Annotated in this window: 15 protein-coding genes; 9 read left to right on the top strand and 6 right to left on the bottom strand. The window is 68.0% G+C overall.

The window, feature by feature from the left end; translation table 11 throughout:
- The first annotated feature begins 1 nt into the window (after position 1).
- Positions 2-217, top strand: coding sequence for a formate dehydrogenase subunit delta (locus tag ALI144C_RS14895; protein WP_076987681.1), 216 nt, complete (start codon positions 2-4; stop codon positions 215-217).
- 55 nt (positions 218-272) lie between these two features.
- Positions 273-812 carry a zinc-binding dehydrogenase gene (locus ALI144C_RS14890; RefSeq protein WP_168211256.1) on the top strand — a complete coding sequence of 180 codons (540 nt, stop codon included), beginning with the start codon at positions 273-275 and terminating at the stop codon, positions 810-812.
- Here ALI144C_RS14890 and ALI144C_RS14885 read toward each other — a convergent pair.
- Entirely contained in the window at positions 801-1,559 is a 759-nt protein-coding gene (locus ALI144C_RS14885) for a TetR/AcrR family transcriptional regulator (protein WP_076987679.1), read from the bottom strand. The genes ALI144C_RS14890 and ALI144C_RS14885 overlap by 12 nt on opposite strands.
- 107 nt (positions 1,560-1,666) lie before the next feature.
- On the opposite strand from ALI144C_RS14885, the gene ALI144C_RS14880 reads away from it, so the two are divergent.
- On the top strand, positions 1,667-2,599 hold the full coding sequence (locus ALI144C_RS14880; RefSeq protein ID WP_076987678.1) for an ATP-binding cassette domain-containing protein: 933 nt from the start codon (positions 1,667-1,669) through the stop codon (positions 2,597-2,599).
- Positions 2,600-2,755: 156 nt separating this feature from the next.
- On the top strand, positions 2,756-3,544 hold the full coding sequence (locus ALI144C_RS14875; RefSeq protein ID WP_076987677.1) for an ABC transporter permease: 789 nt from the start codon (positions 2,756-2,758) through the stop codon (positions 3,542-3,544).
- Positions 3,545-3,674: 130 nt separating this feature from the next.
- Here ALI144C_RS14875 and ALI144C_RS57435 read toward each other — a convergent pair whose 3' ends face one another.
- The 3 genes from ALI144C_RS57435 to ALI144C_RS55450 form a co-directional block, all read right to left on the bottom strand.
- A complete protein-coding gene (locus ALI144C_RS57435) occupies positions 3,675-5,231 on the bottom strand; it encodes an acetylserotonin O-methyltransferase (protein WP_237774143.1) in 1,557 nt (518 codons plus the stop codon).
- Positions 5,232-5,267: 36 nt separating this feature from the next.
- Positions 5,268-6,425 (bottom strand): 4-hydroxybenzoate 3-monooxygenase, encoded by a 1,158-nt coding sequence (locus tag ALI144C_RS14865; protein WP_076987676.1) that lies wholly within the window; start codon positions 6,423-6,425, stop codon positions 5,268-5,270.
- A 202-nt stretch (positions 6,426-6,627) separates the two neighbouring features.
- Positions 6,628-6,780, bottom strand: a complete 153-nt coding sequence (locus tag ALI144C_RS55450; protein WP_168211255.1) for a hypothetical protein — start codon at positions 6,778-6,780, stop codon at positions 6,628-6,630.
- 86 nt (positions 6,781-6,866) lie between these two features.
- On the opposite strand from ALI144C_RS55450, the gene ALI144C_RS14860 reads away from it, so the two are divergent.
- Both ALI144C_RS14860 and ALI144C_RS14855 read left to right on the top strand, forming a co-directional pair.
- A complete protein-coding gene (locus ALI144C_RS14860) occupies positions 6,867-7,835 on the top strand; it encodes a GlxA family transcriptional regulator (protein ID WP_076987675.1) in 969 nt (322 codons plus the stop codon).
- A 113-nt stretch (positions 7,836-7,948) separates the two neighbouring features.
- Positions 7,949-8,362, top strand: a complete 414-nt coding sequence (locus ALI144C_RS14855; protein ID WP_076987751.1) for an SsgA family sporulation/cell division regulator — start codon at positions 7,949-7,951, stop codon at positions 8,360-8,362.
- Positions 8,363-8,477: 115 nt separating this feature from the next.
- Here ALI144C_RS14855 and ALI144C_RS14850 read toward each other — a convergent pair whose 3' ends face one another.
- The gene (locus ALI144C_RS14850; RefSeq protein ID WP_168211254.1) at positions 8,478-9,698 is read right to left on the bottom strand and encodes a helix-turn-helix domain-containing protein; all 1,221 of its coding nucleotides are present in this window, start codon (positions 9,696-9,698) and stop codon (positions 8,478-8,480) included.
- A gap of 749 nt (positions 9,699-10,447) precedes the next feature.
- On the opposite strand from ALI144C_RS14850, the gene ALI144C_RS14845 reads away from it, so the two are divergent.
- Genes ALI144C_RS14845 through ALI144C_RS59030 form a run of 3 tightly spaced genes read left to right on the top strand, consistent with a single transcriptional unit; the run spans position 10,448 to position 11,993 of the window.
- Positions 10,448-11,152: a hypothetical protein gene (locus ALI144C_RS14845; protein WP_076987673.1), complete on the top strand. Its 705-nt coding sequence runs from the start codon at positions 10,448-10,450 to the stop codon at positions 11,150-11,152.
- On the top strand, positions 11,149-11,502 hold the full coding sequence (locus ALI144C_RS14840; RefSeq protein ID WP_076987672.1) for a hypothetical protein: 354 nt from the start codon (positions 11,149-11,151) through the stop codon (positions 11,500-11,502). Before ALI144C_RS14845 ends, ALI144C_RS14840 begins: the two co-directional genes overlap by 4 nt.
- A 14-nt stretch (positions 11,503-11,516) precedes the next feature.
- Positions 11,517-11,993 carry a DUF6545 domain-containing protein gene (locus tag ALI144C_RS59030; RefSeq protein ID WP_441297560.1) on the top strand — a complete coding sequence of 159 codons (477 nt, stop codon included), beginning with the start codon at positions 11,517-11,519 and terminating at the stop codon, positions 11,991-11,993.
- Here the strand turns inward: ALI144C_RS59030 and ALI144C_RS14830 are convergent.
- Positions 11,887-12,372, bottom strand: coding sequence for a sigma-70 family RNA polymerase sigma factor (locus tag ALI144C_RS14830; protein ID WP_237774142.1), 486 nt, complete (start codon positions 12,370-12,372; stop codon positions 11,887-11,889). The genes ALI144C_RS59030 and ALI144C_RS14830 overlap by 107 nt on opposite strands.
- Positions 12,373-12,490: the final 118 nt, after the last annotated feature.

Raw genomic sequence — 12,490 nt, 5'->3', positions numbered from 1 at the left:
CATGACACACGCAGTCAATCCGCAGGTCCGCCTGGCGAACGAGATCGCGGTGCAGTTCCACCACCGCCCCACCGACGAGGCGGCGGCCGCGATAGCGCAGCACATCAAGCTGTTCTGGGACCCGCGGATGAAGGCGGATCTCCTGCGCCGCGCGGAGACCGAGGCGGCGTCACTCGACCCGCTCGTGCTCCGCGCGGTCACGCACCTGCGGCCTTGACCTCGACAGAGGTTGCGACGGCAGCACTGCTCTTGCCCTGACGGAGGCGGTCTCGTTGCGTGCCGGGCACACGGTGCTGATCCAACCGGCGGCGGGCGGTCTCGGCACGATCCTGGTCCAACTCGCGGTGGCCGCAGGCGCCCGGGTGATCGGCGCGGCTCGTGGCGCGGAGAAACTGGCGCTGGTGAAGGAACTCGGCGCCGATGTCGCGATCGACTACAGCTCCCCCGACTGGATCGAGCAGGTCGGCGCCGTGGACATCGCGTTCGACGGTGTCGGCGGCGCGCCGGGCCGAGCGGCGTTCGGTGCTGTGCGCACCGGCGGCGTGTACTCGATTCACGGCGACGCCAGCAGTTCAGCGGACTTCACCACGGAAGAACAAGCCACCGAGCGCGGTGTCACCATGCGGGGCATCGAGCAGCTCTCGACGTTCCACCCGGATCAGCGCCGCCGGATCGAGCACCTCTTCGAGCTGACCGCGGCGGGCCGGATCAGGCCGGTGATCGGCCGGACCTACCCGCTCGACCAGGCTGCCGACGCACACCGCGCGAAGGAGGCACGCGAGGTCGTCGGCAAGATCCTGCTACTGCCCTGACCCGGCCCGGCGTTCGAGGTAGGCGGCGACGCCGTCGAGGTAGAGCTGGAGGCTGAAGTCGAAGTCGGTGTCGATGTCGCCTTCGGCCCACAACGAATCCTGGTCGAACACGCCGGCGGCCACGAGCTTGGTCAGCGCCGGGTACTGGCTCGGATCGAGCAACCGCGTCAACACCGCGTGGTACTGGCGGCCGAAAGCCGCCGGGTTCTCCTGGAACCCGGCCGACAGCTGTGCTCGCAGTTGGTACTCGCCGCGCACGAAGGTGAGCAGGCCCATCACGATCCCGGCCTTCTCCGGCTCCGACAGGTCCGTTTCGCCCAGCGTTGCCAGACCCCGGTCGTACCACAACAGGTTGTGCGGACCGAAGGGCGGCGCGGACACCGGGATCTCGTGGTACCACGGGTGCTGGGCCACGGCTTTCATGATCGCGTGCGACCACAGGTGGAGGCCTTCCCGCCAGCCGATGCCCTCGGGGAACGGCGGTGGCGGCTCCAGCGCCGCGTCGGCCATCAGCATCAGCAGTTCGCTCTTGCTCTTGACGTACCGGTAGAGCGCCATCGTGGAGTTGCCGAGCTGGGCCGCGACCTTCGCCATCGACACGGCGGCGAGACCCTCGGTGTCGGCGACCGCGATGGCGGCTCGCGTGATCTCCGAGGGCGTGAGGGTCCGTTTCGGCCCGCGCCTGGCCGTTTCCCGTGTGCCCCACAGCAACGCGATGTGGTCAGGCAGCTCGGTCTCGTCTGTCATCGCTCCCTCTCTTCCCGACCGAGTCTAGGAGAAGGTCTTGCGGACCTTTACTGCGTAGATGCTACGCTATTTCGCGTATCACATACGCAGTAAATGGGGAGGGACCGATGATCGTCGACGTCCAAGGCCTGCGAAAGGCCTACCGGGACAACGTCGTGCTGGACGGCGTGGACCTACACGTGCCGGAGGGATCGGTGTACGCGCTGCTCGGTCCCAACGGCGCGGGCAAGACCACGACCATCCGGATCCTCACGACGCTGACCCGCCCTGACGCCGGGCAAGTGCTGGTCGCGGGGCACGACGTGGTGCGCGAACCGGCCAAGGTCCGTGCGCGGATCAGCCTGACCGGGCAGTACGCGGCGGTCGACAACGAGCAGACCGGCCGGGAGAACCTGGTGATGATCGGCCGGCTGATGCACCTCGGTCCGGCGGCGGCGCGCAGGCGTGCCATGCAGTTGCTGGAGCGCTTCGACCTCGTCGAGGCGATGAACCGCAGGGTGTCCGCGTATTCCGGGGGTATGCGCAGGCGCCTCGACCTGGCGATGAGCCTGGTCGCCGAGCCGAGGGTGATCTTCCTCGACGAGCCGACGACCGGGCTGGACCCGGCCAGCCGCACGACGATGTGGGACGCGATCTCCGACCTGGTCCGCGCGGGCACCACGATCGTGCTGACCACGCAGTACCTGGAGGAAGCCGACAAGCTGGCGGACTGGATCGTCCTGATCGACAACGGCAGGGTGTCCCTGTCCGGCACGGCCGACTCGCTCAAGGCCCAGGTCGGTGGCGAGCGCCTGGAGCTGACGTTCGACGACGAGGGCAGCGCCCTGCGTGCCGGAGAACTCCTCGGCGGAACGGTCGACCGTGAACGCCGTCTGCTCGACCTCCCGTCAGACGGGTCAGCGGCACACGTCCACACGGTGCTGAACAACCTTTATGCCGCGCGGGTCCCGGTCGCCCGTGTGTCAGCGCACAGGCCGACGCTCGACGACGTGTTCATGACCGCGACGAAGAACCGCACCCTGGAGAGAGCGAATGCATGACACCCTTTGTGTCAACCCCAAGGCCCAACACAGGCCACGTGGCACCCAACCGCACCTCAGGGGAACGTGGCGCGAACCAGCCACCAGTACGCACCGAACTGAACGGTGCCAGCCCAAGGTGACCAAGCGTCGAATTATCGGGGAGGCGGAACTGTCATGACGACGACAGCGATCCGGCACGGCGGCCTCGGCAACGCGATCAGCGACGCGCTGACGATGATCGGCCGCTCCATCCGGCTGAGCCGGCGCGACGTGGAAACGCTGATGATGGCGATCCTGTTGCCACTGCTGATGATGTCGCTGTTCGTGTACGTCTTCGGCGGCGCGATCAACACCGGAGTGGAGTACATCAACTACGTCGTGCCCGGCACGATCCTGCTGTGCGTCGGTTACGGCGCGGCATCGACGGCGATGGCCGTTGCCGACGACATGAACAACGGCATGATCGACAGGCTGCGTTCCATGCCGATCAGCAGCTTCGCCCTGCTGACCGGTCACGTCGTGGCGAGCATGGCCAAGAACGCGCTGTCCACCGCGATCGTGATCGGCACGGCGATCGCGATGGGGTTCCGCCCCAACGGTTCCGTGGTCGACTGGCTGCTCACCGCCGGACTGCTGGCGCTGTACGTGCTGGCGTTGTCCTGGCTGGCCGCCGGTTTGGGCGCGGTGGCGCGCAGCGTCCAGGCCGCGAGCGGGCTGAGCTTCTTCATGCTCTTCCTGCCGTACCTCAGCAGCGCGTTCGTTCCACCTGGCACGATGCCCGCGTTCCTGCGGGTGATCAGTGAGAACCAGCCGATCACGCCGGTCATCGAGACGACGCGGGGCTTGCTCACCGGAACACCCATCGGCGACAACGGCTGGACGGCCCTGGTGTGGACAGCGGGTCTGCTGCTCTTCTCCTTCATCCTCGCGACAGCGCTCTACCGCCGCCGCATCAGCCGCTGAACCGCCGAGCCGACGACGCCACGGCAAGTCGCGAGCGGCCCCACGACGCCCGCGACTTCCCGTGGCTTCACTTCGAGGGCGCGAAACCCTATCCGGTTCCCGCCCGGCACGAAAAACCGGCGCCGAACGATCAGCCGACCCGCGCGGTGATCAGGGAGAAGTCCAACGGCAGGTCCGTTGCCGATGTGACGACCAGCCCGACCTCGGCGAGCAACCCCCGGTAGTGCCCGAGAGTCCGTTCCCTGCCACCGACGTTGCACAGCATGTGCACGTCCCACGCCACGGCGAGGGACGGCGAGCAATCCTCCGGGAGCAGCCGTTCGACCACGAGCAACGTCGCCTCCGGCCCCATGGACGAGGCACACCGCTTCAGGATCGCCAGGCACTGCTGGTCGTCCCAGTCGTGCAGCACGCGGGACAACAGGTAGACGTCACCGCCGCCCGGCACGGAACTGGTGAAGTCACCGCCGACGAACGTGCACCGCTCGACGCACCCGGCCAGGTTGGCCCGCGCGGCCGGGATGACATCGGGCCGCTCGAACAGCGTGCCGCGCAGGTGGGGCACCGTGTTCAGCACCTGCTTGAGCAGTTCCCCGGTGCCGCCCGCGACATCGACGACATGCCGGGCCGACGTGAAGTCGAAGGCCTCCGCGACCTGCCCGAAGATCGCCGCGCTCGCGGCCATCGCCCGGTTGAAGCCCAGGTCGGGGTGCTCGGCGAAGTAGTCGAAGTGGTGCTTGCCGAACACGCCGTCGAAGGATTCGCGGCCGGTGCGCACCGCCTGTTCGAGCTGGCCGAACGACTGGTAGAACGAGTCCCCGTACAGCACTGCCAGCGGCTGCAACGAGTTCGACGCGTCCGTCCGCAACAGCTCACCCAACGCGGTCAACGTGAACGTGCCGCCGTCCGTCCGCAGCACCCCCAGGCTCGTCAGGTACCGCAGCAGGCGGTGGAGGCTGTCGCGGTGCAGACCGAGATCGGCACTGATGTCCGCGACGGACCTCCCGACGGCCAGGTGGTCGGCCAGCCGGAGCGACGCGGCGACGGCGACGGCCTGTGTCCGCCACGCACCGGTCATCACCTCCAGCAGCCGGTATGCCGGGTCGTGCCGCAGGTGTTGCTTCAGCGCACCGTCGTGTTGCCCCGCGGAGATCAGCTCGAGGCGCTGCCCGCCGCGGCGGAAGTAGAGCACGGTGCAGTCGACGTGCGAGTTGTAGCCGCCGCCGTCCGGCACCAGCCCGGCGTCGTGCAACGAGGTCGCCAGTCCTGAAAGGACTATCGCGTCCGGGTTCGCCACCGACAGGGCGAAGTGCTTCTCGTGCTGGTGTTCCCGTTCCGCGGTCACGATGTCCGCCGTCGCGCCCGCCAGCGTGAAGATCTCGATCTCCGCGTCACCGACGGGAGCGCGCAGGATGCCGACGTCCAGACCCGCGACGCCGTACCGCCGCATCAATCTGCCGCGCACCACGACGCTCGGCACCATCTCGCCGACTGCCAGCCCCTCCGCGCGGAGCGCGTCCGGCGCCTGCGCCGAAGACTCCGGGAAGACCAGTACCGCACCGTGGTCGAACGAACAGTGCGCGGCGACGTCGGCGTCCACGCCGAACATCGCGAGCACACTGTGGGTGTCGCTGCGCCGGATGACGTCACGCATCCGATCGAGCACGTCAAGGTCAGGCCGTGCCAAACACACGTCTCCCCCGAAATGGGTCGAAGTTACTTGTCAGATTCCGACGTAGCCCTCAGCGAAGTGGTCCTGGTGCGCCCGCGAGTCCCGCAGGCTCTCCAGTCGCGCTCGCTGCAACGACCGCGTGAACACCGCGTGGTCGTCGTTCCCGGCCGGGCTGTGCAACAGGTTGATCATCCAATGCGAGAACTCCTGTGCACGCCAGATCCGGGGCAGGCAGTCCGCCGTGTACCTCGCCAGCGCGCGATCGTCACCGTGGTTGATCGCGCCTGCCAGTGCTTTCGCGAGCAGTTCCGCCGCCATCAGCGCGAGGTTCGCGCCCTTGGCCGCGGACGGGCTGATCAGGCTCGCCGAGTCACCGGCGAGGAAAAGCGACGCGTGCTGGATCGGATCCATCACGTGTGAGGTCATGTCCACTACCCGGCGCTCGATGATCTTTCCCGTACGAAGCGCCCCATAGTGATCGGCACGCATCCGCACGTGCAACTCGTCCCAGACTTTTTCATCCGACCATGTATCGGGATCCGTCCCCCTGGGCACCTGGAGGTAATAGCGAGTGATCACGGAACTGCGCGCCATGTGCCCGGCGAACCCGTTAGGGTGAATCGCGTACATCACCGCCGCCATGCTGGGCGGCGCCTCGGCCAGCAACGCGAGCCACGAAAGGCCATGGTCCCGCTGGTACACCTTGGCGGGCACCGCTTTTCGGGAGACACCGTGCTGTCCGTCGCACCCGACGACGAACCGCCCGGTCAGCCGCGAGCCGTCCTCGAGCACGAGCTCCGCGCGTTCGGCGTCGATGTTCGTGACGACTGTCGAGAACAGGATTTCGCCGTCCCGGTCGAGGAATTCCCCGATCAGGTCCCGGACCAGATCCTGCTGCGGGTACACGGTGTGCACTTCGCCGTGCCCCAGTCCGCTGTACTTGAGCTCGAACTCGCCGTGGTCCCCGCGGAAGGCGCAGGTGTCGTGCTGCTGCCCGTTGGCACGCAGGCCTTCGGCGAGACCGTTCTCGGTCAGGACGCGGACGCTGTTGGCGGCGAGGAACCCGGCGCGGGCGCGTCGCTCGACGTGGGCGCGACTCCGCCGCTCCACGACCAGACAACGAATTCCCGCTGCCCGCACCATGTTCGCCAGGACCAGCCCGGCAGGACCAGCACCGCAGACGAGCACGTCGGCGCTCAACGTGGACATACGAAACCCCCATCTGGTCCTCACCACCGTACAGGCAGCAAGGCCGAATGGAGGCAGACTTCTTGCCCTGGCGGGCAAACGAGTGTGCGTGCGCAGGCAAACCCGTGCTCGAGGCGCACGGGTCTGCCACGAACGTGGTAACCCTGACAGCGTCCACAATGTACGCATCAGGGGACAGCGGATGATCCTTTTCGAACGGGTCCTAGGGAGACAGGATCGGGTGCGTTCTGGTCGCGTCGCGGACGTCGAAGTCCGCCGCGCCCGCGAGGGTGTTGCCGGGCCGCGGGTGGTGGTTGCGCTGCAGTCCGTAGACCAGCACTGCCAGGAGGATGAGGAGAACGAGTGTTTCAGCCATGGCAGTAATTTTGCTTTGGCAGATTTCCCGCCAACAGTGGCAGTAGGGACCTTGTCCGTCAAAATCCTGCCAACTACCATGGCGGCATGCTGAGAACCGTGGCCGCCGTGCTCGTCGACGAGTTCGCCCCCTTCGAGTTCGGCGTGCTCTGCGAGGTCTTCGGGATCGACCGCAGCGAGGACGGAGTGCCGCCGTTCGAGTTCCGGGTGTGCGGTGAGCAGCCGAACGTGCCACTGCGCACCTCAGTCGGTGTCACCCTCACCCCGGACCACGGCCTGGCCGCGTTGGCCGACGCGGACCTGGTCGCGATCCCCGCGTGCAACATCCGTGACGAGTACCCGGAGACCGTTCTCCAAGCACTGCGGGACGCATCCGCGCGGGGCTCGACCATCCTCACGGTCTGCAGCGGCGTCTTCCTGCTCGGCGCCACCGGGCTGCTCGACGGCAGGCTGTGCACCACGCACTGGCGGCACGTCGACCAGTTCGCCGCCATGTTCCCCCACGCCAAGCTCGACCCGGACGTGCTCTTCGTCGACGACGGCGACATCATCACCAGCGCGGGCACGGCGGCCGGGATCGACGCCTGCCTGCACCTGGTCCGCCGGGAACTCGGCTCGGCGCACGCCGCCGCGATCGCGCGCCGGATGGTCGTTCCGCCGCAACGCGACGGCGGCCAACGCCAGTACGTCGAACTCCCCATCCCGCGCACCGGCGACAGCCTCGAACCGGTGCTCACGTGGATGCTCGAACACCTCGCCGTCGAACACACCGTGGCAGACCTGGCCAAGCGGGCGCAGACCTCCGAACGGACCTTCGCGCGCAAGTTCGTGGCGGAGACGGGGACCACACCGCTGCGCTGGCTGTCCACGCAACGCGTCCTGCACGCGCAGCGGCTGCTGGAGGACACCACGCTGAGCATCGAACAGATCGCGCAGCAGTGCGGTTTCGGCGGAGCGGCGCTGCTCAGGCACCATTTCAACAAGGTCGTCGGGGTGGGGCCGAAGGACTACCGGCGCACGTTCGCCGCGAGCCCCAAAGGGCAGCCTTCCGGGTGACGGGCGCCACTATCCGACACGTTCGAGTGATCATCGCGGATAACGGCATCAGACAGGCCGTGGGGAGGCGTCTCATCGCCGCAAGGCCCTGAAGCTGACAGGAGGCAGCGATGATGCGCGAAGAGCACACCGAGATCGTCATGACCGTCACGTTCGAACTGGTTTCCGAACACCCGGTTCCCGTCGACGTCGAACTGCGCTACGACACACGCGACCCGTTCGCCGTGTACGCGTTGTTCGAGCCGGAGGGCGCGCGGGCTGTTCAGTGGATCCTGTCGCGTGACCTGCTGGCCGACGGCCTGATCGTGCGCACGGGCGAGGGTGACGTGCGGATGTGGCCGGACAAGGAGAACGACGAGCTCGTGCTGATCGAGTTCGTCACGCCGAAGGGCCAGGCCCGGTTCGAGGCGCACGCACAGGACATCGCCGACTTCCTCGACACCACCTACGAGGTGGTGCTGCCGGGCGGCGAGGACCAGTGGTTCGACTTCGACGCGGAGATCGAGCGGATGATCGCCGCGGGCTGATGACCACCATCGCTGCCACCGCCTTGCACCCCCGGAGTGCCGTTCACGGCACTCCGGGGGCGGAAATCCCGGTACGCGGCAACGATCACGACAGCAGCGATCACGACAGCGGCGATCAGATGCGGGGAACAGCCACGCCGACCCCGGCCAGCTGGCTGTACAGCGTCCTGACCGAGACGTCGTCGCCGTACTTCGACAGCCGCCGGACCACCGACGTGAGGCACACCTGGTCACGGACCGGGCGGATCGGCGCGACGCGGGGCACGATCTGCGACGTGACCGCGCACGCTTCCTCGATCTTGCGCTGGTCGGCCAGTGCGGAGGCCAGCAGTGTCCTCGTGCACAGCCGAACGCCCGGCCAGCGTTCGCTCAGTTTGACCGCGGTGCGCGCGAAGCCTTCCGCCTCGCGCGGCCAGCCGAGGAAGCGGAACGACAGCGCACAGCCGGAGGCCAGGTACAGCCGGTCAGTCGGCTCGGACGTGCCGTAGGCCTCGAGCGACTTCTCCGCCCTGCGCAACACCTGCAGGCACGTGTCGCGGTCGCCCATCATCGCGTAGCAGGACGCCGCCATCGAGGCGACCTCCACCCGCAACAGGGTCAGACCGGTCCGTTCAGCGGCCTGCTCGGCCATCCGGATCACGGGAACCGCCGACTCGAGCGTGCCGTGGAACAACGACTGGAAGCTCAGCGCCGCGAGGATCTCCGCGGACAGCGCCAGCTCACCGGAGCGCCTGCTCAGGTTGAGCGCGATCCGCAGCCGCTGGCTGCCCAGCGCGACCTCTCCTTCGTCGAACGCGAACCAGCCGCCGCGCAGGTACGACTCCGCCGCTGCCCGGAAGACGTTCTCGTGCTGGAGTTCCGACTCGTCGGTCAGCTCGTTGCCGAGCCACCGGAACAGCTGACGCATGCCCAGGCCGACCTGCCCGTCCGGCCTGCTCACGGTCCGCAGTGCGTTGAACCCGCCGTCGCCGCCCGAGAACTCCGTCTGCCGGGCCCCCGACAGCTGGAACCACAGCAGCCGCTGCGGGATCTTCAACGCCTTCGCCCAGCGCTCGAGTTTGTCCAGGTCGTGCACCTGACTTCGGTCACGTTCGATCCTGCTGATCTGCCCTTGGCTGACGCCCAGCCAGTTGGCGACCTCGGCCTGGCCGACGTTGCTCGCCCGCCGGTACTCGCGCAGGAGCTGGCCGAAGTGCCGTTCCGCCGCGGCGGCGCGCATGGGCGCGGCGTCCCAGAACTCGTCCGGCCGGGATGGCGCGCCTGCCCTGCCCGACCGGCGAGGGGTGGTGTCCACCCCGCCATGAGCGCTGGTCCGCCCACCTAGTTGCTGCTTCATGTCGAGACTCCGCTCCTTCTTCGCGGCCGAGGACCAGGGGTTGCTCAGCACCACCGGAGCGCCATCGGATCGCATTTCGTCCCGCTGGAGGGTCCGGACCCGGTTGTGGACCAGTCCGGGTACCAGGTTGTCGCTGGCCTGAGCGCCGGTCGCGGGGTACCGGCACTGGCGGGGGCGGGGGCCTGGTTGTGCCCCGGGTTCGTCGTGGCTGGGGAATCCGTCTCGCTTTGTGTCACGGATGCACCGGCGAGATCGTTCATCACCATCGCGATCACACCCGCGGTCCCGACAGCCGCGGCGGTCAACACGATCTTGTGGGGGGTGAAGCGCTCACCTGAAGAACGGGCCCGGCCGCGGGTCGCTCTATGCCGTGCGCGCATGGAAGGAACCTCCCTATCAGCTCTAACCTGCACCCTGGTCTGGCTGGCGGCGGTGACACCACGACTTCAACTGACGTGGAAGATCTAGAGAATCACCCCCAACGGGAGTAGAAATACGCCGACCGGAGCATAGGGGGGCGACGCACAGTGTTCAACCCTTGCCGGAGGGTTTCCAACGAGTCCATAGTCGACCCGATCGAATGAGGGGAGGGGCATGACACCCGTTGTGTCAATCTCATGGCCGAAAGCAGGCCGCGCGGCTGCCAACCGCACCTCAGGGGAACGTGACGCAAGCCAGCCACCAGTACGCACCGAACTGGACAGGGCGAGCCAAGGTGACCAAGCGCAAAAATCCGGGGAGGCGGAACAGTGACGACCCGTGTCGGGGAGGGTCTGTTCGCCGCGGTCCTCGATGATCTCTGCCGCCACCCGCCTGCCAGGCGCAGGCGGCTGAGCAACGTCGAGCTCGCCACGGCGATCCGGGAGCGCGGGGGCGACATCGGGCACGCGTACATCGCGCAGCTGCGCAAAGGTCTGAAGGACAATCCGACCCGCCAGGCGATCGAGGACCTGGCAGGCGCGCTGGGGGTGCACCCGGCCTACTTCGTCGGCGGGCGCCGCGAACTGGCCGAGGGGGAAACGCCGCGCTGGCGGCACGAGGCGCTGAAAACGCTGTTCGACACCACCCACGGCACCGTGTCGCCGGAGGACGTGGCCACCACCATCAGCAGAGGCGGCCGGTTCGGCTCGATCTCGGCCAGCTACATCAGGGAGCTGCTCAACGGGGTCAGCGACAACCCGAGGCTGAAGCACATCCTCGGCCTGGCCGAGCACTTCGACGTCCCGCCCGCGTACTTCTTCGACGACCGGCTCGCGCGCTGGATCGACAGCGAACGCGCCGACCTCGTCCAACTGCGGGAACTGGGCGTGGTCGAGTTCGTGACGCGGCTCGCGGGCAAGGTCCCCGAGCTGTCCCAGCAGACCAGGCGGGCCACCATCCAGGCGATCGCGGACGCACTCGAACCGGGCCGCTACGAGGGCTGGTTCATCCGGCGGGACCATGAGCCCCGATGAACAGACGCACCCGCCGCGCACTGGTCACCCGGGTCGTGGAAGAGCTCGGGCTCGCGCCGGGCGCCACCCACCTCCAGTCCGCGCGGCGGGTGTGCGAGCTGATCGCCCAGCACCTCGGCAAGCACGTGGAGGTCCGGTTCGCGCCGCTGCCGGACACGGCGCGGTGCGTGGCGGGCCGCACGGCCTTCGGCGACCACGACGAACGGGCCGCGGAGGAACTCGCGGACGAACTGCTCGACGCCATCACCGACCACCGCTCGTTCGACGACCCCGGTATGCCTGGGCACGTGCGCCGGATCGTCTCGTCGTTCTCCACCGACCACGAGGTCGCCCATGACGTCCACATTTGACGCAAGTCGTCTTCGTGGCGCGGGGCAAGCGGCTCTGCCCGCATCATCGCGTGCGCAGGCAACTGCTGGAGCTGAGCGAGTGGCGGTGGGCGCTGGCACCCAGGTTCGACCCCGATGTCCGGTCCGCGGCCGAACGCACAGCAAGAGTGCGCGGACTTTCCGGGACGGACCTGGATTCCGCCGTCGAGGCCGCGCAGCTGAAGGCCGCGGTCAACCACTCGCGGCGGGCGGCGGGCACGGCGTACCCGGAGGCCACGCAGGACGGCTCCGGATTGGACAGTGAGTGCGCGTGGTGGGTCGCCGTGGCGCAGGCGTTCCGCGGCTCCCCCGTGGTGAACGCCGCCATCACCGAGGCGCGCGTGCACAGGGTACGCGGCGTGCTGTTCACGTCTCCCGGTCGTCAAGGGCCCGGCGCAGCGCTCGAACCCCGTGGTACATCCGGGATTTCACGGTTCCCGGCGGAACACCGAGCATGTCGGCGACCTCGTTGACGGTCCGCCCGCGCAGGTAGGTCTCCTGGATGACCTCGCGTTGCGCGCGCGGCAACTTGTCCAGCGCGCGGTGCACGACCATCGCGGACACCGCCTGGTCGGCCGGATCGGGAACGCTGACGTAGTCCTCGTGCACCTCTTCGACCTCGTACGGCCGTGCCCGCCTGCTGCGCCGGTCGTCGATCACGACCCGCCGCGCCACGGTGCACATCCAGGCACGCAACAGATTCGGCCGCGGATCCAACCTGCTCGCGTTGCGCCAGGCCCTGATCAAGGTCTCCTGCACGACGTCTTCCGCCCAGTGCCGGTCGTAACCGGTCAGCCGCAGTGCGTACGGCATCAGCGAGACGCCCAGCTCCTGATACGCGACTTGACCCATGCGCCCATGGTCTTTTGTTGTGGCACAACGGTCCATACGCTAGTCACGATCCGCATACGGGCTGCGACGGTTGTCAGATCTGTGCCCGATCACACGGGCAAAGGAAGGAAGGGAGGGA

Origin of the sequence: Actinosynnema sp. ALI-1.44 (assembly GCF_001984155.1) — a bacterium.
GTDB lineage: Bacteria > Actinomycetota > Actinomycetes > Mycobacteriales > Pseudonocardiaceae > Kibdelosporangium.
This window is presented reverse-complemented; position numbering and strand designations above follow the sequence as displayed.

Excerpts from the sequence above, each read along its gene's own strand:
- ALI144C_RS14895 (WP_076987681.1), top strand. The coding sequence starts at position 2 with ATGACACACGCAGTCAATCCGCAGGTCCGCCTGGCGAACGAGATCGCG.
- ALI144C_RS14885 (WP_076987679.1), bottom strand. The coding sequence starts at position 1,559 with ATGACAGACGAGACCGAGCTGCCTGACCACATCGCGTTGCTGTGGGGC.
- ALI144C_RS14880 (WP_076987678.1), top strand. The coding sequence starts at position 1,667 with ATGATCGTCGACGTCCAAGGCCTGCGAAAGGCCTACCGGGACAACGTC.
- ALI144C_RS14875 (WP_076987677.1), top strand. The coding sequence starts at position 2,756 with ATGACGACGACAGCGATCCGGCACGGCGGCCTCGGCAACGCGATCAGC.
- ALI144C_RS14865 (WP_076987676.1), bottom strand. The coding sequence starts at position 6,425 with ATGTCCACGTTGAGCGCCGACGTGCTCGTCTGCGGTGCTGGTCCTGCC.
- ALI144C_RS55450 (WP_168211255.1), bottom strand. The coding sequence starts at position 6,780 with ATGGCTGAAACACTCGTTCTCCTCATCCTCCTGGCAGTGCTGGTCTAC.
- ALI144C_RS14860 (WP_076987675.1), top strand. The coding sequence starts at position 6,867 with ATGCTGAGAACCGTGGCCGCCGTGCTCGTCGACGAGTTCGCCCCCTTC.
- ALI144C_RS14855 (WP_076987751.1), top strand. The coding sequence starts at position 7,949 with ATGCGCGAAGAGCACACCGAGATCGTCATGACCGTCACGTTCGAACTG.
- ALI144C_RS14850 (WP_168211254.1), bottom strand. The coding sequence starts at position 9,698 with ATGAAGCAGCAACTAGGTGGGCGGACCAGCGCTCATGGCGGGGTGGAC.
- ALI144C_RS14840 (WP_076987672.1), top strand. The coding sequence starts at position 11,149 with ATGAACAGACGCACCCGCCGCGCACTGGTCACCCGGGTCGTGGAAGAG.
- ALI144C_RS14830 (WP_237774142.1), bottom strand. The coding sequence starts at position 12,372 with ATGGGTCAAGTCGCGTATCAGGAGCTGGGCGTCTCGCTGATGCCGTAC.